The organism is Thermostichus sp. MS-CIW-36 (assembly GCF_054059035.1).
Map to the genome: position 1 here is coordinate 1 of NZ_JBSSBR010000009.1, position 18,812 is coordinate 18,812.

Here is an 18,812-nt window from a genome sequence, read left to right on the forward strand (position 1 = left end):
TGAAGACTTCTTTACTACTGATCAATCCATCCTCCTTCCGAAGTTGGTTTGCTAAGTGCTGCTATTGTACCCCTTGAGCCCTTAACAGGCTGTATTCAGAAATGCCGCAATACTCTCTTGAAGCTGAGGTAACTGCGAAATTAATGTCAGGCCCAGCACTGCGGTCATACTGGACAGGAGAATAACCGTAATAAAAGTTACCAAATAAACTGAGAAATTGTGAGAGAAAAAGCGGCTCAACCAACCCACTGGATAGCTGAGCAAATAGGCCAGAATAGCCGCCAACACAAAAATAGTGATGACCAGCTCAAAATAAGCCAGCACTTGGGATATCGCCCAAGCACAAGCCAAGGTCAGTAAAATGCGCAACAACTGAGAGTTGTTGAGTTTAGCCCAACCAGGCCAACGGGAAGGGGCAGGCATCAGGCTCCCGTCTGAATGGTTTTCCTATCTTGGCTTAATCTCTTGCGGTATCACATCGGGATGTTGATTCGGGTAGATCTGGGTGTCTGCCTAGCTAACAGTGCTCATTGGGACAAGGCCAGCGGACTGGTTTCCAACCTATTCCCAAGTTAGCCATCCAGGCGGCCAAGAAAACTCCACCCACGCCACCAACTGGCCACCCCCGTAAGCAAGGGGAATGTCGAACAAAAACATGCGGGTCAAGGACGTGACCGGTAAGATCCAAGCAGGGATCCCAGAAAAGAAGTAGAAACCAACGTGCGACATCAAGTTTTGGGGTTAGGCATTGCGGGGCTGGCGGCAGCGCGACTGTTGCGGGCCCAGGGCTATGAAGTGCTGGTTTGGGATGAGCAAGATTCCCCTCTTCTCAGACAGCGGCAGGCCGAGCTCAATCAGGAAGGGATCCCGGTTCGGCTGGGGCAGCCTTTTCAACTGGCCGAAGGAGTGGAGCAGGTGGTGGTCAGTCCGGGCATTGCCTGGGATCACCCGCTGCTGCAGGCGGTGCGTCAACAGGGGATCCCGGTGGTGGGAGAGGCGGAGCTGGCCTGGATCTATCTTGACCACCTACCCTGGGTGGGGATCACCGGCACCAACGGCAAAAGCACCACCACGGCTCTGGTGGCGGAAATGTTCAAGGCGGCGGGGTTGCAAGGGATCCCCTGCGGCAACATTGGCCTGCCCCTGTCGCAAGTGGCTTTGGCAACGCTCCAGGGAAAGCTCAAGCCGGATTGGATCGTGGCGGAGCTGAGCAGCTATCAGTTGGAAGCCAGCAGCCGCCTCATGAGCAGTACTCCTGGAGGCCCGCCGCGTATTGGGGTGTGGACCACCTTCACCCCCGATCACCTAGAACGGCATGGGACGCTGGAGCGCTATGCCAGCTTTAAGGCTCGCCTTTTGGATCGGGCCCAGTGGCGGGTGCTCAACGGCGAGGATCCCTACCTGTGCTGCCGCCGGCAGGACTGGGAAAATACCTATTGGACTTCCCTTGTTGCTACCCAAGGCTGTTGTGACCGGGATCCCACCGCAACCCTTGACCTGCGGGAAAACCGCCTCTACATCCAGGGGGAGATGGTGGCGGAGCTGGAGGACTTTGCAGAACGCTGCCCTGGCCAACACAACCTGCAAAACCTGCTCTTGGCGGCAGCAGCAGCACGTCTAGCTGGGCTCCCCAACGCTGCCATTCAAAAAGCCATCCGATCTTTTGCCGGCATGCCCCATCGACTGGAGCGGGTGGCGCAAATCCAGGTGGGATCCACCCCTATCCGCTTTGTCAACGACAGCAAGGCCACCAACTACGAGGCCGGCTGGGTGGCGCTCAACGCCCTCTCCCCACCCATTATTCTGATTGCCGGGGGAAGGGCCAAGCAGGGGGATCCCAGTGCCTGGCTGCAGTTGATTCGGGCCAAGGTGGCCCGCGTGGTGCTGATGGGGGAGTCTGCCCCAGCCCTGGCGGAGGCCCTCCAGGGGATCCACTATACTGACGTTGAGCTGGTGCCAACCCTAGATGTAGCGGTGGAAAGAGCCTTTGCAGCGGCTTGTTCCCTTTCCCGTCAAGCTCAGAGCTTGGGGAAGCCCGCTCAACCCATCACCGTTTTGCTGTCCCCCGCTTGTGCCAGTTTTGACCAGTACTCCAGCTTTGAACACCGTGGCAACCATTTCCGAGCCTGCTGCCAAGCCCTTCAGGGATCCCTGGAATGCTGAGGCTCGCTGGCTGCGCTGGCTCACCTTGATCTGGCTGGTGCTGGGGCTGCTGATGCTGTTTTCCGCTTCCTACCCGGTGGCTCAGCGGATCACCGGCGATGGCCTCTACTTTTTCAAGCGGCAATTGCTCTGGGCCGGGTTGGGTCTGGGCTGTTTCTGGGCTCTGGTGCAGATCCCGCTGCGGCGCTGGTTCCCCTGGGCCGGGATCCTCTGCTTGCTGGGAGTTGGCCTGGTGTGGGCCACCCAGGTGCCGGGGTTGGGGGTTTCCCGCCTGGAAGCCAGCCGCTGGCTGGATTTGAAGGTGATCCCTGTTATCCAGCCCTCGGAATTGCTCAAGCCCCTGTTGGTCTTGCAGGGATCCTGGATCTTTGGCCGCTGGTTTCACCATCCCCTCTGGTTCCGCATCCTCTGGGTGGTTATCTTCGCCTTTGCGCTCTTGGGGATCCTCGCCCAGCCCAACCTGGGCACCACGGCCATCTGCGGCCTCACCCTCTGGGCTATGGCTTGGACCGCCGGGATCCCAGCTTTCACCCTTTTGGCCACAGCGGGGCTGGGGATTCTGGCGGCTGTGGTGAGCATTCTCAGCAAAGATTACCAACGACGGCGCATCCTGGCCTTTTTGGATCCCTGGGGTAACGCCCAAGGGGATGGCTATCAGTTGGTGCAAAGCCTGTTGGCCATTGGCTCCGGCGGCCTGTGGGGCAAAGGGTATGGCCTTTCCCAGCAAAAGCTGTTCTACCTGCCCATCCAATACACCGACTTCATCTTCTCGGTGTATGCAGAAGAGTTTGGCTTGGCCGGATCCCTGTTCTTTCTGGGGTTGCTGACTTTCTACACCTTGCTGGGCTGGCGAGTGATGGGGCGCTGTCGAGAGCTGACCATTCGCTTAGTAGCCTGCGGCTGCCTGATGTTTTTGGTGGGTCAGTCACTGATGAACATCGGCGTGGTCACTGGGATTTTGCCCACCACAGGCGTGCCCCTGCCTTTGTTCAGCCATGGGGGTAGCTCCATTCTGGCAGGGCTGATCACAGCAGGATTGTTGGTGCGGGCAGCCCGCGAAGCAAGATGAAGGGATCCTTTCACCCAAGCAGCAAACCCAGAGGGCCAGGGATCCCTATTGGTTGGCCTCTGCTTTAGACCGGCTTCTTATGCGGCAAAATCCAGAGCTGACGTTGCAACCGAGCCTAGATCCAGCCCATTTCATCCAAAACGAGGGCAAATACGGTCGCACAACAAGCCACCAACAGTGACACATGAGCCGGTTGACCGTGGGCAATGCAAACGCCGGCTGCCACCGAAGCGCCCGTAGCAGCGGAAAAGGTGCGACCTGCCCAATTGCCTTTGGAGGGTTTGTCAGAAGGATTGAATTTGTTAAACATTTTTACAGCAGAAAGAGGATACAAAAGGAATAAACTTCATTAGGAAACGGCCTCAGATTATCACCCCCCGACCTGACTCAAGAAGGATCCAAGGCCATTCTCAATATTTCTTCGCTTAGGCTTCAATCTTTCGTAAAATTGCGCTGAGATGCTCATAATCATCCCGCAACAGAGAGCTCAACTGCCGACCTGCCTGTAAAAGCCAGTTGCGATCTCGGTTCAGGATTCGGTAAGTCTGGCGGATCACGGCAGCCACCAGCTCATCGGTTGGGATCCCGTTAACCTGTAGTAGGGTGCGCAAAAACTCGAAAGAGCGGCAAAATTCCCTCACTTCCGTATCGGAGCAGAGATAAACCGGCTGGTGAATCTGGGGAGGCCGTGGCGGCAAGTACTGGTAGACTCGTCCCCCGCTGACAAAGCCGACAATGGCCGCGCGGAAATCGGTGCGCAACATGGCAAAAATTTGGGGCTGTTGCTCCCGCAGCTCCTGAGGGGAGAGGCCCAAAGCCCTGGCGCGGTGGACGGTGTCGATGGGGGCGATGGCGGCATAGCAAACCACCCCGTAGATTAGGTTGCCGGTCTCTTCGTCTTGGGAGCGCGTCCAACTGCCGAGAGCAGGCATGGGTGGGAAGGTCAGACGTTCCGGCTCGAAGCACTGGGCCACAAAGGTTGTGGTGTTGGCTTCCACCACTTCTCCAAAAGCAGAGGCTGGCTGGGGGGCTCTCATCGGGATCTCAGACTTCTCAAGGGTTGCTGCTGCAGAGGCCGGCGAAGGGAGGTGGAATTCAGACCCACAGACAAGTCAAGAGAAAATAGAATCTTTCTAGGTTTTAAGACTTGTGAAGATAGGGGCAATCCCCTCGCTCAACCTTTTACCCCTTCTGCAACATTTTTCCCATCCCCGGACGGCAACTCAGCAACTCAACGGCTTATGAGATCCTCATTGCTAAGAAAGTTAGCCGATTTTGGGGATCCCTGCGTAATATATTTTTTCACACGCTCCCGTGCAAATTCGCCATCCTAAATATTAGCCATTCTAAGTATTGAGCAGTTTGCGAGCGGAGGGAGAAACAATGAATGCTCAGCAACGCGGCCAAATCATCGCTTCTGAGTGGATGATCGACAGCCAAAACCCGGTACACTCCATTTCTCGGCTCAAGCGCCGGGCAACCTATTCCGATGTAACCCTCTGGTGGTTGGTGGTGCAGCTAAACCTGATGGAACAAAACTCTATTCATACCGATCACCGATAGAATGGACGGCGCAAGAACAATCGGCCACAAGAAAATCCCAGCCCAGGGATATCCCGGATCCCAAACCCAACCTTAAAACTTAAAAAAAACAAAAGAAGAGCTGAATGTTGAGTGGGGCTGCTCCTCAAACACCAGCTCTTCTGGACAGAGAAGAAGTAGATAGAGAAAGACCGAACAAAGGGAAGCCGAGCCCTCGACCTCCTTTCAATCCTCCAGGGGCAGAGCTGCCACCTGGGCCGGTTGCACTGGCGAGGGGAAGAAAGGCCGCTGCACGATTTCAGTTGCCAACACACTGCGCAACTGGGCAGCTACCGCCACCGTCGTGACATCGTAGGTTTGGGTAGCCAGGCGTGGGTAGAAGCCAATGCCGAGGATCGGCAACAGCAGACAGAGGGCCACCGCCATTTCCCGCGGGCGCATATCCCCCAGGTAATCTTCCAAAACTAGGCCGGGATCCTGAGCCCCGTAGAACACCTGACGCAGCATGGAGAGCAAGTAAATGGGCGTCAAAATGATGCCCACTGCCGCCAGCAGGGCAATTCCAGCTTTGAAGGTCGGCGCATAGGCATCGCTGGTGGTCAAGCCCAAGAACACCGTCAGCTCACCCACAAATCCACTCATACCCGGCAGCGCCAGAGAGGCCAGGGATCCCGCCGTAAACAGGGCAAAAGCCTTCGGCATCTGCTTGGCCAACCCTCCCAACTTGTCGAGGGCAAGGGTGTGGGTGCGCTCGTAGGTGATCCCCGTCAGGAAGAACAAAACTGCAGCGATCAGACCGTGGGAGATCATTTGCAGCACTGCCCCATTGATGCCCAGCTCCGTAAAGGCGGAGATCCCGATCAACACAAAGCCCATGTGGGCGATGGATGAATAGGCCAAGCGCCGCTTGAGATGGTTCTGACCGAAGGCGGCCAACGCCCCGTAGATGATGTTCACCACACCCAACACCGCCAGCACCGGGGCGAAGTACACGTGGGCTTCCGACAACATGCCCACATTCATGCGGATCAGGCCATAGCCCCCCATCTTGAGCAGAACCCCCGCCAAGATCATGGAAATGGGAGCAGAGGCTTCGCTGTGGGCATCCGGCAGCCAGGTGTGCAGCGGGAAAATCGGCAGCTTCACCCCAAAGGCGATCAGCAAAGCCGCATAGGCCAACAGCTCCAAGGCCACCGGGTAAGACTTAGCGCTCAGCTCTGCCATCTCCAGGCTAAAGCCCTCGCCATAGAAGGCCATTGCCAGGGATCCCACCAGGATAAAAATAGAGGCGGCAGCGGTGTAGAGGATGAACTTGGTGGCGGCGTACTGGCGCTTCGGCCCACCCCAGATGGAGATGAGCAGATAGACCGGCACCAGCTCGATCTCCCACATCAGGAAGAAAAGGAGCATGTCCTGCGCCAGAAACACGCCCACCTGGGCACCGTACATCAGCAGCAGCAAGAAGAAAAACAAACGCGGCTTATGGGTGAGATTCCAAGCCGCCACAATCGACAGGGTTGTGATCAAACCCGACAGCAACACCAGCGGGAAGGAGAGGCCGTCCACCGCCAGCGACCAGTGGAACCCAATTTGGGGCACCCAGGCGTAGCGCTCCGCCAGTTGCAGAGAAAAGTCCTGCAGGTCATAGTGCCGCGCAAAGACATAGACCATCAGGCCCAAATCAAAAGCCCCCACAGCGAGGGCATACCAACGCACCCAACGGCTCTGGGGGATCAAGGGGATCCCGAAGGCTGCCAGCAGAGGCAAGAGCACCAGCACCGACAGCCAGGGAAACTCAAGAGGATTGCTCATGACCAGGAATAAATACTCATGCTCGATACCTCAATGATATGAAGCTGTGTAAACAAATGGGAAGCGATATTTACAAAAAAATCTGCGCAATAGCGCAGATCTCGAGAAGGTTTCTCCAATGCCAATCATCGAGGATCCTCAAGGGATCCGGCGCGATAGCGCTCCGTCGGGTGGATAGGCCGCCCGAGCTGGCCAGGGATCCTCCGGCCAAGCAAGATCTCGGCTCCTGAACTCCCCCGGTACCTGGGGGGGTCTACTCATCTTCGGCAAAGACAAAGCGGTGTAGCTCGTCCAGAGTGGGCTCTGGGCTTTCCAGGGCAAAAAGAACCGCGTCCTCAATCACGGCGCTGACCTCCGCGTGGATGGCTTGGAAGTCTGCCTCGGTCATTAGGTTGTGCTCCAGGGCATAGCGTTCCAGTTGCTTGATGGGATCCCGCTGCCGCCAGAACTCTTTTTCCTCAGGACTGCGCAGCTCGTCAGGGTCGGCCAGAGAATGGCCCCGGAAACGATAGGTGATGCACTCCAGCAAGGTGGGGCCTTCTCCGGCACGGGCGCGGGCGATGGCCTGTTGGGCGGCCTCTCGCACTGCTAGCACATCCATCCCATCCACCTGGTAGCCGGGCATGCCAAAAGCCGGGCCTTTGCGGTAAATATCGGTGTCGGAAGTGGCGCGTTCATGGGCCATGCCAATGGCCCAGAAGTTATTTTCCACCACATAGATGATGGGCAACTTCCAGAGGGCAGCCATGTTGAGGCACTCGTAAAACTGGCCGTTGTTGCAGGCTCCATCCCCGAAGAAGCAGGCGGTTACCTGGTCAGTGCCCCGGTATTTGGCAGAAAAAGCAGCCCCCGTCGCCACTGGGATCCCTTCGGCCACAAAGGCATAGCCCCCCAAGAAATTGTGCTCCGCCGAGAAGAGGTGCATGGAACCACCCCGACCCTTGCTGCAGCCGGTGGCCTTGCCGAACAACTCTGCCATGACCGCCCGCGGCGGGATCCCTGTGCTGAGGGCATGCACATGATCGCGGTAGGTGCTGCACACGTAGTCGGTGGGCTTGAGCGCCTTGATCACCCCCGTAGAGACGGCCTCTTGGCCGTTGTACAGATGCACAAAGCCGAACATCTTGCCCTTGTAGTACATTTCGGCGCACTTGTCTTCAAACAGACGGCCCAGCACCATGTCTTCATAGAGAAGACGAGCCTCTTCGGCAGAAATGCGAGCAGTTGTGGAGCGCGAAGTAAGTTCTTGAACCATGCTGCGGTGCAACGAATCAGAGGTATCTTAGGCGGTCAGCAGTGAGCTTTGCGGTTTGCCCATTATCTCATGCTCCAGTCTGTCTGCCACCTTACCTGGAAATCCCATCCTGCAGGGCCGAAAGCGGTTGTTTCGAGGCCAAGGGAGTTAAACTGAAACGCTAGGGCAAGAGGCGTTTCCATTGCAGCAGCCGCATCAGGACTCCGTCCCGCAAACGCGAATCTTGAACACCAGAGGGGGGGTTTCTTCTGCTCTCGGCTTGGACGTCGATCTGCTGGAGCCGGGGGCAAGAGGTATTTGGCCAGCCAACGTGACGGGGTGCGCCCATGGGAGCCCGTTGGGTTAGCGGTTTTGCGGCGGTGTTGTTTGCGTTGGCGGTCACCCTGCTAGGGGGCTGGTATTTTACTGCAGCCATTGGGCTAATCATTTTTTTGGCCCAGTTGGAGTTTTTTCGCTTGGTGCAAGCCAAAGGCAATGCGCCGGCCATGCGCACCACCATGTTTTCCAGCCAGGTGCTGGTTGTTTTACAGCAGGTCAAGCCCGAGTGGACCAGCCCTGCTTTTATCGTCGCCGGTTCTGTGATCTGCTTTTATCTGCTTTTTAAGCCTAAGCTCGCCACCATTGCCGATATTGCCACCTCAATTTTGGGACTGTTTTACTGTGCTCTGCTGCCCAGTTTTTGGATTCGGGTCAGGGCTTTGTCTTTATCCAAGGGCATTGGCGAAGGGCTATGGATTACGCTGTTGGCCATTGGCTGCGTGATCGCTGCCGATGTGGGGGCCTACCTGTGTGGTCGGGCCTTTGGGCGCACCAAGCTCTCCATCCTCAGCCCGAAAAAGACGGTGGAAGGAGCAGTAGCCGGCATTGCCGCCAGCATGACCCTTGCGGTGGTTGGAGCCTATTACCTGGGCTGGCCGTGGAGCTGGTTGAGTGGGGGCATTCTGGGGTTTTTGATTGGGTTAACCAGCCTGCTGGGCGACCTGACCGAATCGCTGATGAAGCGAGATGCCGGCGTCAAAGATTCCGGGGATCTAATCCCGGGCCACGGTGGCATCTTGGATCGGGGAGACAGCTATGTGTTCACCGCGCCACTGGTGTTTTACTTCATGGAATGGCTCAACGCTTACTCTGGGCTGTAGAGCCAGCTTGCAAGTTTGCCAAACCCAGGAGCGCCCACTAGCCGAAGGTGCGGAAGGCCCTCAATTCAAAATGGCTTGGCAGTCGGGACTCTCTAAAAACACCTCTCGCGAAATGGAGTCTCCGAAGTATCCCAGAGGCGTGACCACTATTCTTGGCTGCTTCAGGCGAAACTCAGTCTCGTCGTAAACCACCAGTTGGCTGATACCGAAAATGGGATCTGCCGCCACCTGGAGAATACGGGCCTTCCGCTGGATAACTTGGGGGGTCTCTACCTCCAGTTCAGAAGGGGTCAGGGGGCGATCCAAACCGAAGAATAGCCGTCCACTTCGACCCACATAAATCTCCTCTGAGTCATCGAACTTCTCTGTACCCACAAAGCAAAAGCTATAGGTGGTGTATGGGATGAAATACAGGCCTACCAACTGGGATTGGCTATTAGACTGAGAGGGGGTTCGCTCGAGGTACGAAAGCAACAAATCTGCTAACAACTGGGGCGCGGATTGGTTATCAGACTGAGAGTAGGTGTAGGAACCCAAACTCAAGCAAGCCTCAAAACCTGCCAAAGAGTCTAGATGAGATACCCCCTGACAAATCAGGATGTCACCATCTAAGCTCTCCTGGTCCTGTTGCGCCAAGGCAGGGATCCCAGGGGATAGAGCCATCAGGGCCATCAGGACCGTTGCCGTCAATGATCTGGACATAACGCAGTACCCAAAGCTGAGGATGGTAGTACCCTAGCTCGAAATCCCTCTCTGGCTGTGTGATCGGGGTCAAGACCAACGGGCCACTCTACCCCGAAGGGCAAGGGGTTAGACTGCTACTCTATAAAGTGATTTATCCTTCTCAGCCGTTGGCCTATTCTCCCCATGACTGCTGCAATTTCCTCTGTCAACCTGCCCAGCCAGTACAACCCCTTCGAGACCGAGCCGAAGTGGCAGCGCTTTTGGGAGGAGAAGGGCTTTTACGTGGCGGATCCCAAGGCGCCGGGAGAGGCCTTTAGCATGGTGCTGCCCCCGCCCAATGTGACGGGCAACCTGCACATGGGCCATGCTTTTGCCTTTACCCTGCCGGATGTGGTGACGCGCTACAAGCGCATGCGCGGCTACAACGTGCTCTGGCTGCCCGGCACAGACCATGCCAGCATCGCCGTGCACACCATCCTGGAAAACCAACTGCGCCAAGAGGGCAAGACCCGCTTCGATCTGGGCCGCGAGGCTTTTCTGGAGCGAGCTTGGGCTTGGAAGGAGCAGTCGCAGGGAGCTATCAAGAGCCAATTGCGGCGGCTGGGTCTCTCGCTGGACTGGACGCGGGATCGCTTTACCCTCGACGAGGGGCTGAGCCGGGCGGTAACCGAGGCGTTTGTGCGGCTATACGAGGCGGGGTTGATTTACCGGGGCGAGTATTTGGTGAACTGGTGCCCGGCCACCCAGTCGGCGGTGTCAGACATTGAGCTAGACGACAAAGAGGTCAAGGGCCACCTGTGGCATTTTCGCTATCCCTTGGCCGAGGATCCCAGCCAGTATCTGGTGGTGGCCACCACTCGGCCCGAGACCATGCTGGGGGATACGGCGGTGGCGGTGAACCCCCAAGACGAGCGCTATTGCCATCTCATCGGCCAGTTCATTCGCCTGCCCATTAAAAATCGCCTCATCCCCATCATTGCGGATGAGTATGTGGATCCCTCCTTTGGCTCCGGGTGTGTGAAAATTACCCCGGCCCACGACCCCAACGACTTTGAAATCGGCAAACGGCACCAATTGCCCTTCATCAACATCCTCAATAAAGACGGCACCCTCAACGAAAACGGGGATCCTTTCACCGGCCTAGATCGCTTTGTGGCCCGAGAAAAGGTGGTGCAGTGGTTTGCCGAACATGGCCTGCTGGAGAAGGTGGAGGACTACACCCACACCGTTCCCCACAGCGACCGCGGCGGCGTGCCCATCGAGCCTTTGCTTTCCATTCAGTGGTTTTGCGATGTCTCGGGGATGGGGGCTCGCTGTTTGGAAGAGGAATACCAACGAAATAGCCCCCGCTTTATCCCTGAGCGCTGGACCAAAGTCTACACGGGCTGGCTGGAAAAGCTGCGCCCCTGGTGCATTTCTCGGCAGTTGTGGTGGGGCCATCAGATCCCAGCTTGGTATCCAGTCCTCAATGGCCAGCTTCTCGAGGATCCCCAAGCTTTTGTGGTGGCCCGCAACGGCGAGGAAGCGCTGCTCAAGGCACGGGAAAAGTTTGGCCCAGAAGTTGAGCGGGTGGAACAGGATCCCGATGTGCTGGATACCTGGTTTAGCTCTGCTCTGTGGCCCTTTTCAACCCTGGGCTGGCCGGAAGAGACCGAGGATTTCAAACGCTACTATCCCAACTCCCTGATGTCCACGGGCTTTGACATCATTTTCTTCTGGGTGGCCCGCATGGCCATGATGGGATCCCAATTTACCGGCCAGATCCCCTTCAAAGATGTGTACATCAATGGCCTGGTGCGGGATGAGCACGGGGCGAAAATGTCCAAGACCAAGGGGAATGGTATCGATCCCCTGGAGCTGCTGGACAAATACGGCACCGACGCCCTGCGCTATGCCCTGGTCAAAGAGGTGGTGGGGGCAGGGCAGGATATCCGCCTGGCCTACGACCGCAAGACCGGCGAGAGCGCCAGCGTGGAGGCCGCCCGCAACTTTGCCAATAAGATCTGGAACGCCTCCCGCTTTGTGTTGATGAACTTGGAGGGACAGACCCCCGCCCAACTGGGATCCCCTGCCCCCGAAGCGCTGGAATTGGCCGATCGCTGGATCCTGTCGCGGCTGCACTCCACGGCCACCCAAGTTATCGCCGAGCTGGAAGCCTATGGCCTGGGCGAGGGGGCGCGCCTGCTCTACTCTCTCATTTGGGATGACTTTTGTGACTGGTACATCGAGCTGGTCAAGCCCCGGCTGCGGGGAGAAAACTTGGCTTCCAAGCGCGCAGCGCAGCAGGTGCTGGCCACCGTTTTGGAAACCATTCTCAAGCTGCTGCACCCCTGGATGCCCCACATCACCGAGGAGATCTGGCAGCTGCTCACCCAGGCCAACCAAACCACCTCTATCTCCGTGCAGCCCTATCCCACCCCGGATCCCACCTGGATCGACCCCCAACTGGAGCGGGAGTTTGGCTTGGTGATCCAAACCATTACCAGCCTGCGCAACCTGCGGGCAGAAACCGGCCTCAAGCCCCAGCAGGCCGTCACCGCCCTCCTGGTTACCGACGATCCCACCCAGCAGCAAATTCTCAGGGCTGCCCAAGCTTATATCCGGGATCTGGTTAAGGCCGAGGCTTTGGAGATTACGGGATCCCTGGCCACGGAGCCCAAACAGGTGGCGGCTGCAGTGGTGGGCACGGTGCAGGTGCTGATGCCCTTGGCGGGATTGGTGGATGTGGAAGCGCTGCGGGCCAAGCTGCAAAAAGACCTGGCCAAACTGGAAAAAGAGGCCCAAGGGATCCGCGCCCGCTTGGAGAACCCCAATTTTCTCAACCGGGCCAACCCTGAGGTGGTGCAAGCCAGTCAGGAACAACTGGCGGAGCTGGAAGCCCAGATGAGGTTACTGGGATCCAGGCTGGAGAAGCTGGGCTGAGGTGGCGTCAGCGCAGGTAGAGCGGCGGGGTGATGAAGGCAATCTTCCCAGGATTTGGAAAAATCGGAGTGGCGAGCCCCTACTTCTGTGTTAGGATGGGGGACGAGATCGTTGTCGGTTGTAGTGCTCGTTTCTTCTAGTCTTGACGGATTTTCACGTTTTGTATTGGCAGACGGCTCTCCGAACATCTCACCCTTTGTTACTCTCTCTTTCGGAGATCGTCTATGTCGATTTATGTTGGCAACCTTTCCTTTAAGGTGACAGAAGCGGATTTGACCGCTGTTTTTGCTGAGTACGGTTCTGTGAAGCGGGTGCAGATCCCCACTGACCGCGAGACAGGCCGCATTCGAGGCTTCGGGTTTGTGGAAATGAGCTCTGAAGCAGAGGAGCAGGCTGCCATTGCTGCTCTGGATGGGGCAGAATGGATGGGGCGCGACCTCAAGGTGAACAAAGCTCGCCCGCGAGAAGAACGCCCCACCTCAGGTTTCCGCTCTGGTAACGCGAACAGTGGCGGTGAGCGGCGGCGGAGTTTTCAATCTCGCTATTGAAACGCCCGCTAGGGCTTCCCGGTAGCTGGCCAGGGGGCACCTAGGCGCGAGCCGGTCTTGGGCTACGATTCCGGGATCCAGCTGTTTCTCTAGCCTGCTTCCATTGTTCCAACAGAGGAGTTGATGAGGGATCCCGATCAACTCCTCTTACTCTTAAGATTCTTCCTTGCTCCCTGAGAGAGGAAAATAAAACGCTTGGCTTGGGTTACGGCGAGTTCGGGGATCCCTCTGGCCAAGGATCTGTCAGGTCGGCGGTCAAGGGATCCCAGTCCCATCCCCAATCGCGGGCAATGGCCTGAGTAATCCCCAGTTGCCCGTGGCCAGGGTAGCGGGCCAGGGCTACCACCAGATCAACAAGCTGCTCACCGGCAGGGATTCGACCAAAGATGTGCAGCCCATCGCGAATCTGAGATTCTTTTAGCTCGCAAAGATAGCCATCCAGGCGATTCCAATCTTCTTCTTTTTCCAGGTTGAACTGTTGGTCTAGATGCTCTGCTCGAACCAGCTCCTGAATCTGGGCGCGAATCAGGGGACAACGACTGGGATCCAACTGTTGGGCCTGCACGTACTCATCCATCAACCGTTCCAAGTCCGCCAGGGGGCCGTACAGCTCAGCACGAGTAAGGGGCGGGGTGAGGTGGTCGATAATCACTGCCTGGGCTCGCCGCTTGGCCTGGGATCCCTCTCCCGGATCGTTGACAATGAAGGGGTAGAAGTGGGGCAGCGGCCCCAGGGCCATCTCCGGGTAGCAGGTGGCGGAAAGGGCGGATCCCTTGCCGGGCAGCCATTCCAGGTTGCCGTGCTTGCCCACATGCACCACCGCTTGAGTGCCGAAGACCTGCCGCAACCACAGGTAAAAAGCCAGGTACTCGTGGGGGGGCACCAGATCCGGGGCGTGGTAGTTCAACGAGGGATCCCGGTCGTAGCCTCGCGGGGGCTGGATGCCAACAAAAACGTGCCCCAACTGGAGACCGGCGATGGGGATGTTTTGGGCGGGCGGATCTCCCCACTGCCGGACGAGGTCGGTCTGGATGGGCTCAGGCAAGCGGGCAAACCACTCTCGATAAAGGGCAGCAGAAAGGCATTGCCGAGCCGGGCGCAGGGATCCCAAGGGGTCGTAGGTCTGGCCTTCGGTTAGCCAATGGATGAGTTCATCTCCAGTCTGGGGCAGGGGATCTACTGAGTAGCCAGCTCCCGCCAAAGCTTTGAGAATTTCCACACAACTGGCAGGGGTATCCAACCCTACCCCATTGGCCAACCGCCCGTCCCGACTGGGGTAGTTGGCCAGGATCAAAGCCAGTCGCCGCTGGGAAGGGGGGGTACGCCGCAATTTCACCCAGTTGGCCGCCAAATCGGCTACAAACTCCACCCGATCCGGCACAGCCGCATAGGCCACCACCTCCGTTTGCAAGTGGGGATCCCGCTGTTGAACCGCTTTGAAGGAAATGGCGCGGCTGATGATGCGCCCATCCACCTCCGGCAAAGCCACATTCATGGCCAGATCCCGCGCCCCCAATCCCCGCGTGGAGTTCTCCCAGCTCTGCCGGGATCCACCGCTGAGGATTACCTGCAAAACAGGCACATCCAACTCCTGCCACAGCCTCACGTCGGGCTGGTGGCTGTCCAACCGCGCCAGAGAAAAGCTGGTGGTGTTGAGCAACAGGTCAATCTGGCTGCCAAAGTGATCCCGAATGGCCTGGGGCAAGTCGGGATCTTGAAGGCTGTAGGTGTAAAGGCACAGAGGCTGCAGCCCCCGCTCCACCAAGGCTTTTGCCAATTGATCCACCGGCTCTGTATTCCCCGCCAGAACATGGGCCCGGTAGAGTAAAATCCCCACCTTGGGAGCTTGGGGATCCGTCGGCGAGGCTACGGGAGGTTGGTAGATCCCAAGACGAGGCAACCCTTGTGGATCCGGCGCCGAATATTGGCCCCCTAGGAACTCCCCAGCCAGCAACAGCAGACAGGCAGCCACATTCTCCGCTCCCCCCTCCAGCCAGTACCGCCACACCCGATCCGCCACCGCCAGGGGCACAGTGGAATGGCTCACCAAATCCCAGTCGGGGCGATCGTCCCCAGGAATGACGATCAGGGTGGATCCCTCCTCGGCGGCCACCTGCTTGGCTACCTCCAGGCCATAGCTCCAGTAGGCCCTTCCCCCCAACAGGCGAAGGAGCACCACCTGCGCCCGCCGCAGCACCTTCTCGGCGTAGTCATCCAGGCTGAGGGGCTGTTGCAACTGCAGCAGATTAGCTGCCCGTATGGCCGGAAAGTCTTGGGGCAAAAGACGGATGGCCGCGCTCAAAGCCGTGAGGTCCGTATCGGCTGCCGAAAGGATAACGATGGGAGCGGGATCCTGCTCCAAGAAAATGACGCCGGATTGGGAAGGATCCCATCCCCCTGGCAAAGCAGCTATTCGGTGCATGGCCGCTCTCCCAAGGGAAGGAAGCTCAGGCTTAGCGACTGTACTTGAAGCACAGAAGCACCCCAGCTCCCAGCGCTCAACTGGTCAGGAAGGGCTCCCGTAGTGGTTCCCGCTACCCAAGCATTGCCCTGTCCAAAGTGCTCCGCACCGCTGGCGCGATCGACAGCAATAGAGTCAGCCACCTCATTCGCAGGAGTTCCGAACTGGCGAGCCCACTCGATTGAATGCGAACCGTAGGCTCTCAGAAGAATTGAACTGGCAAAAAAAGTTAAAGCACTTGCGAAAACTACCCTGCCCACCCTTTTTTTCATATCCTTCAAGTCCCCCCTTGCCGACTAGGGCAGCACCGCCTAGAGCCTAGCATGGGGCAGCTTTCTGCTGGCTACTGGGGTGTTGAGCTGCCGCAGAGGGATCCCGCCCTGGCAAAGCCTCAGCCTAACGAGCGTATTTGAGTACCAAGACATCTTTCATGCCCGCAAGGACTCCGTCCCGCTGACGCGAAAGGACTCCGTCCCGCTGACGCGATCGGGGTTGGTCAGGAAAGGCTCCCCAAGTTACCCCCGCCACCCAAAGATTTCCCCTTCTATCCGAAGCAAGAGAACCGATCCATTGACATTCTCTCCCGCCTAAAGGCGAGGGATTCTTTCCCGGTTTGTGAAACGACTTTCACTTGCCGGGCTACATTGGGCGTGAGGCCAATACCTCAACCCAATGGGGGATGCCATCACCCCAACTACTGGGACGTCAAATGACCCCAGATACTTCCGTCTCAAATTCACTGCACCCACACCGTCGCGGTGAAACCTAAAGCCACAGGCTCGGCAATGATACTCCCTACCACTGGGCTTGTGGAGCATGTTGCAGCGCGGGCACTTCTGCGAGGTGTACCGCTCCTCTTGCAACACCACCCGCATCCCCAACTGCTCTGCCTTGTAGGTGAGCATCCGCCGCACCTGTCCCGACAGCATTTGGTGGATTTTCTGGTTGGCTACCTTGTTGTACTGGGCCGACCGCCGGATATCCCGGATGTCCCCAATCACAACCGTCTGCACGCCTCTTGCTTGGAGCGTGGAGACCAACCTGGTCGTCTGCTTGTGGAGAATGTCCGCCATCTGCTTTGCCAGCCTAGCTAACTGACGCTGCTTAGAACGAACTAACCGCTTCCACCGCCGTGAGTCTCTCTTCTTGCGAGCTACTAGCCTGGAGAGCTTGCCCTTCAGCTTGTTCTGGTAACGCCTTTGGGAACGCAGCAACCGCCCGTTGGCTATGAAAGTTTCCTTCCCATCGTGGGCAACGGCCAGATGCACTTCTCCCAAATCCACCCCTGCCACTTCCCCGGCCTTTGGTGTTTCCTCTTCTTTCCTCTCCGCCTGCCGTTTGCTGAGGTCGTAGCAGGCCCGCAGCTCGTACTGCTTGCCGTCCCAGCCGATTTCTACTTGGACTGGAGTCTCCCACGCCCAAGAAATGACCACAGGCGGGTTGGTCTTGCCGTTGGAAAGAACTAACTTCCCACCCCGAACCCTAATGGCAGAGGACTTCCAGATGACCTTGAAGTAGCGCCGCCGTCTTTTGGGGGGCTTGGCGGTGGGGTCGCTGTTGCGGCGGCTGCGCCAGGATTTCAGGGCAGCACAGAAGCTCTGCACTACGGCGTCAGCACTGTGGGCATGGAGCTCATTTTCTGGGCTGTTGGGGAACCAGCGCATTAAGCTTGCGGGTTTCAACCACAAACCTTTTTTACGGACTACCCGCCAAAAGGAAACGAGGGTTTGGGAATACAGCTGGCCTGCTGCCAAAGCCAACTGGTGCAACTGTGGGGAAGTTCCTAACTTGAGCCTGCGGACGCGATACACTTACTTTCACCGGTGCCCCGACTAAGACAGACTATAGCGCTCTGCGCCGCCGCAGGCGTCCGCGAAAGCGTCACGTAGCGATGAAGTAAAAGCCGCCCTTAAGGGCAGGGCTTGCAACCCAGTTTTCTTGGTCAGGGGTTCCAAACTGGTGGCTCCAGAGTTCATTGCCGATGGCATCGTAAAGGCGCACAAAGGCATCGCTAGGCAACTGACCCGGTCTGCTCGGGAAGAGTTCCACTCGCCGCAGGCACCCAAAAGAGCCGAGCTGGCAAAAGCCAGCCCTAGAGAGACAACCCTCTCCAGCGGTCGCTTCCTGTTCATATGCGTACGGCACCCTGACGGGAAAGGACTCCGTCCCGCTACCGCGATCGGCGCTTCTTGACAAGGGGGCACCGCCTAGAAGTTAGCACGGGATAACTGACGGGATAACTGTTGGATGATTCTCCAACGGCAGGACTGTCCTCTGGCTGGGAACCTTCCTTTAGGCGACTTGGGGTACGGGCTCAGGGTTGGGCAGCAGGCCAGCTAGGCGCGGGGAAAAACGCAGTGCTGCCTGCACAAAGGCTTGAAACAGACGGAAGTGCTCGGCTTCTTCAAAGGTGAACTCGGGGTGCCACTGCACGGCAACAGCCCAGGGGTGGGTTTCGTGTTCAATGGCCTCGATCAGCTCATCTCGAGAACGGGCAGCCAAACGCCAACCTGAGGGCACATCGCGGATGGCCTGATGGTGCCAAGAGACCACAGAGATTTCTTCTGCGCCGACGATTTGGTGTAGCCGTGTGGAGCGGATCAGGCTGACATTGTGGCGAATGGGCTTGCGATCAGCGGGGTTGAAGTGATCCAGCTCGTCGTACACATCAGGCACATGGGGGATCAGCTTGCCGCCACTGACCACATTTAACAATTGCATCCCCCGGCAAATGCCTAAAACAGGGATCCCCTGGGCCAGCACGGCCTGAGCCAAGGCCACCTCAAATCGATCCCGCTCCGCGTTCACATAGCGCACCTGGGGATGTTGCGGATCTTCTCCGTAGGTGCTGGGGCAGAGGTCGCCGCCACCGGTCAACACCAGGCCATCCACCCAAGACAGCAAAACCTGGGGCTCGCTTTCGCCTGGGGGAAAAAGAACAGGGATCCCTCCGGCAGCGCGAATGGCATCCACATAGCGGCCTGGCGCTACAAAGTCTCCCTCGTCATTGCGGTTGCGGGTGGTAACGCCAATGAGGGGTCGATTTGAAAAAGGGGATGTCCGATTCATCCTTCTACGATAACCCCATTTCCCGATGTTGATGGTGCTATGCCTACGGCAGAGGAACCGCACCACTGTCCTGAGCAGAAAAATCCAAAGTTTTCCCCCGCGATAGGAGTTAAATCTCGTTGTTGCGCAACGCTAACGCAAAGGGATC

Annotated in this window: 15 protein-coding genes; 6 read left to right on the plus strand and 9 right to left on the minus strand. The window is 57.8% G+C overall.

Annotated elements, in window-relative coordinates; translation table 11 throughout:
• Positions 1-81: 81 nt before the first annotated feature.
• Complete coding sequence (locus tag ACVWVQ_RS05860) at positions 82-423, minus strand: hypothetical protein (RefSeq protein ID WP_457507387.1); 342 nt, start codon at positions 421-423, stop codon at positions 82-84.
• A 297-nt stretch (positions 424-720) separates the two neighbouring features.
• On the opposite strand from ACVWVQ_RS05860, the gene murD reads away from it, so the two are divergent.
• Together murD and ACVWVQ_RS05870 are read left to right on the plus strand one after the other, a co-directional pair.
• Complete coding sequence (gene murD, locus ACVWVQ_RS05865; protein WP_457502210.1) at positions 721-2,163, plus strand: UDP-N-acetylmuramoyl-L-alanine--D-glutamate ligase; 1,443 nt, start codon at positions 721-723, stop codon at positions 2,161-2,163.
• The gene (locus ACVWVQ_RS05870; RefSeq protein ID WP_457502211.1) at positions 2,108-3,232 is read left to right on the plus strand and encodes an FtsW/RodA/SpoVE family cell cycle protein; all 1,125 of its coding nucleotides are present in this window, start codon (positions 2,108-2,110) and stop codon (positions 3,230-3,232) included. The genes murD and ACVWVQ_RS05870 overlap by 56 nt, the downstream gene beginning before the upstream one ends.
• A gap of 115 nt (positions 3,233-3,347) precedes the next feature.
• Here the strand turns inward: ACVWVQ_RS05870 and ACVWVQ_RS05875 are convergent, their stop codons facing one another.
• Positions 3,348-3,542, minus strand: a complete 195-nt coding sequence (locus tag ACVWVQ_RS05875) for a hypothetical protein (RefSeq protein WP_414409501.1) — start codon at positions 3,540-3,542, stop codon at positions 3,348-3,350.
• 115 nt (positions 3,543-3,657) lie between these two features.
• A complete protein-coding gene (locus tag ACVWVQ_RS05880) occupies positions 3,658-4,269 on the minus strand; it encodes a hypothetical protein (RefSeq protein ID WP_457502212.1) in 612 nt (203 codons plus the stop codon).
• Positions 4,270-4,615: 346 nt separating this feature from the next.
• Here ACVWVQ_RS05880 and ACVWVQ_RS05885 point away from each other — a divergent pair, with 346 nt between their 5' ends.
• Positions 4,616-4,795, plus strand: coding sequence for a hypothetical protein (locus ACVWVQ_RS05885; protein ID WP_011431964.1), 180 nt, complete (start codon positions 4,616-4,618; stop codon positions 4,793-4,795).
• A 204-nt stretch (positions 4,796-4,999) separates the two neighbouring features.
• On the opposite strand, the gene ACVWVQ_RS05890 is transcribed toward ACVWVQ_RS05885, so the two are convergent.
• Both ACVWVQ_RS05890 and pdhA read right to left on the minus strand, forming a co-directional pair.
• Entirely contained in the window at positions 5,000-6,586 is a 1,587-nt protein-coding gene (locus tag ACVWVQ_RS05890) for an NAD(P)H-quinone oxidoreductase subunit 4 (protein WP_414374422.1), read from the minus strand.
• 253 nt (positions 6,587-6,839) lie between these two features.
• Positions 6,840-7,841, minus strand: coding sequence for a pyruvate dehydrogenase (acetyl-transferring) E1 component subunit alpha (gene pdhA / locus ACVWVQ_RS05895; RefSeq protein ID WP_011431966.1), 1,002 nt, complete (start codon positions 7,839-7,841; stop codon positions 6,840-6,842).
• 326 nt (positions 7,842-8,167) lie between these two features.
• Here pdhA and ACVWVQ_RS05900 point away from each other — a divergent pair, with 326 nt between their 5' ends.
• The gene (locus tag ACVWVQ_RS05900) at positions 8,168-8,980 is read left to right on the plus strand and encodes a phosphatidate cytidylyltransferase (RefSeq protein WP_457507389.1); all 813 of its coding nucleotides are present in this window, start codon (positions 8,168-8,170) and stop codon (positions 8,978-8,980) included.
• 60 nt (positions 8,981-9,040) lie between these two features.
• Here ACVWVQ_RS05900 and ACVWVQ_RS05905 read toward each other — a convergent pair whose 3' ends face one another.
• Positions 9,041-9,682 carry a hypothetical protein gene (locus tag ACVWVQ_RS05905; RefSeq protein ID WP_457507391.1) on the minus strand — a complete coding sequence of 214 codons (642 nt, stop codon included), beginning with the start codon at positions 9,680-9,682 and terminating at the stop codon, positions 9,041-9,043.
• A 165-nt stretch (positions 9,683-9,847) separates the two neighbouring features.
• Here ACVWVQ_RS05905 and ACVWVQ_RS05910 point away from each other — a divergent pair, with 165 nt between their 5' ends.
• On the plus strand, positions 9,848-12,586 hold the full coding sequence (locus tag ACVWVQ_RS05910) for a valine--tRNA ligase (RefSeq protein ID WP_457507393.1): 2,739 nt from the start codon (positions 9,848-9,850) through the stop codon (positions 12,584-12,586).
• Between the two features lie 224 nt (positions 12,587-12,810).
• Positions 12,811-13,134, plus strand: a complete 324-nt coding sequence (locus ACVWVQ_RS05915; protein ID WP_011431969.1) for an RNA recognition motif domain-containing protein — start codon at positions 12,811-12,813, stop codon at positions 13,132-13,134.
• Between the two features lie 205 nt (positions 13,135-13,339).
• On the opposite strand, the gene cobN is transcribed toward ACVWVQ_RS05915, so the two are convergent.
• The 3 genes from cobN to ACVWVQ_RS05930 all read right to left on the minus strand — a co-directional run bounded on the left by cobN (position 13,340) and on the right by ACVWVQ_RS05930 (position 18,664).
• The gene (gene cobN, locus ACVWVQ_RS05920) at positions 13,340-15,556 is read right to left on the minus strand and encodes a cobaltochelatase subunit CobN (RefSeq protein ID WP_457507395.1); all 2,217 of its coding nucleotides are present in this window, start codon (positions 15,554-15,556) and stop codon (positions 13,340-13,342) included.
• Between the two features lie 626 nt (positions 15,557-16,182).
• Positions 16,183-17,406 carry an RNA-guided endonuclease InsQ/TnpB family protein gene (locus tag ACVWVQ_RS05925; RefSeq protein WP_457507397.1) on the minus strand — a complete coding sequence of 408 codons (1,224 nt, stop codon included), beginning with the start codon at positions 17,404-17,406 and terminating at the stop codon, positions 16,183-16,185.
• A 481-nt stretch (positions 17,407-17,887) separates the two neighbouring features.
• On the minus strand, positions 17,888-18,664 hold the full coding sequence (locus tag ACVWVQ_RS05930) for a gamma-glutamyl-gamma-aminobutyrate hydrolase family protein (RefSeq protein WP_414389413.1): 777 nt from the start codon (positions 18,662-18,664) through the stop codon (positions 17,888-17,890).
• Between the last annotated feature and the right edge of the window lie 148 nt (positions 18,665-18,812).

Bases quoted from the DNA above. Each gene is read 5' to 3' on its own strand.
- cobN (WP_457507395.1), bottom strand. From the start codon at position 15,556: ATGCACCGAATAGCTGCTTTGCCAGGGGGATGGGATCCTTCCCAATCC.
- ACVWVQ_RS05880 (WP_457502212.1), bottom strand. From the start codon at position 4,269: ATGAGAGCCCCCCAGCCAGCCTCTGCTTTTGGAGAAGTGGTGGAAGCC.
- ACVWVQ_RS05930 (WP_414389413.1), bottom strand. From the start codon at position 18,664: ATGAATCGGACATCCCCTTTTTCAAATCGACCCCTCATTGGCGTTACC.
- pdhA (WP_011431966.1), bottom strand. From the start codon at position 7,841: ATGGTTCAAGAACTTACTTCGCGCTCCACAACTGCTCGCATTTCTGCC.
- ACVWVQ_RS05885 (WP_011431964.1), top strand. From the start codon at position 4,616: ATGAATGCTCAGCAACGCGGCCAAATCATCGCTTCTGAGTGGATGATC.
- ACVWVQ_RS05915 (WP_011431969.1), top strand. From the start codon at position 12,811: ATGTCGATTTATGTTGGCAACCTTTCCTTTAAGGTGACAGAAGCGGAT.
- ACVWVQ_RS05905 (WP_457507391.1), bottom strand. From the start codon at position 9,682: ATGTCCAGATCATTGACGGCAACGGTCCTGATGGCCCTGATGGCTCTA.
- ACVWVQ_RS05890 (WP_414374422.1), bottom strand. From the start codon at position 6,586: ATGAGCAATCCTCTTGAGTTTCCCTGGCTGTCGGTGCTGGTGCTCTTG.
- ACVWVQ_RS05875 (WP_414409501.1), bottom strand. From the start codon at position 3,542: ATGTTTAACAAATTCAATCCTTCTGACAAACCCTCCAAAGGCAATTGG.
- ACVWVQ_RS05900 (WP_457507389.1), top strand. From the start codon at position 8,168: ATGGGAGCCCGTTGGGTTAGCGGTTTTGCGGCGGTGTTGTTTGCGTTG.
- ACVWVQ_RS05860 (WP_457507387.1), bottom strand. From the start codon at position 423: ATGCCTGCCCCTTCCCGTTGGCCTGGTTGGGCTAAACTCAACAACTCT.
- ACVWVQ_RS05910 (WP_457507393.1), top strand. From the start codon at position 9,848: ATGACTGCTGCAATTTCCTCTGTCAACCTGCCCAGCCAGTACAACCCC.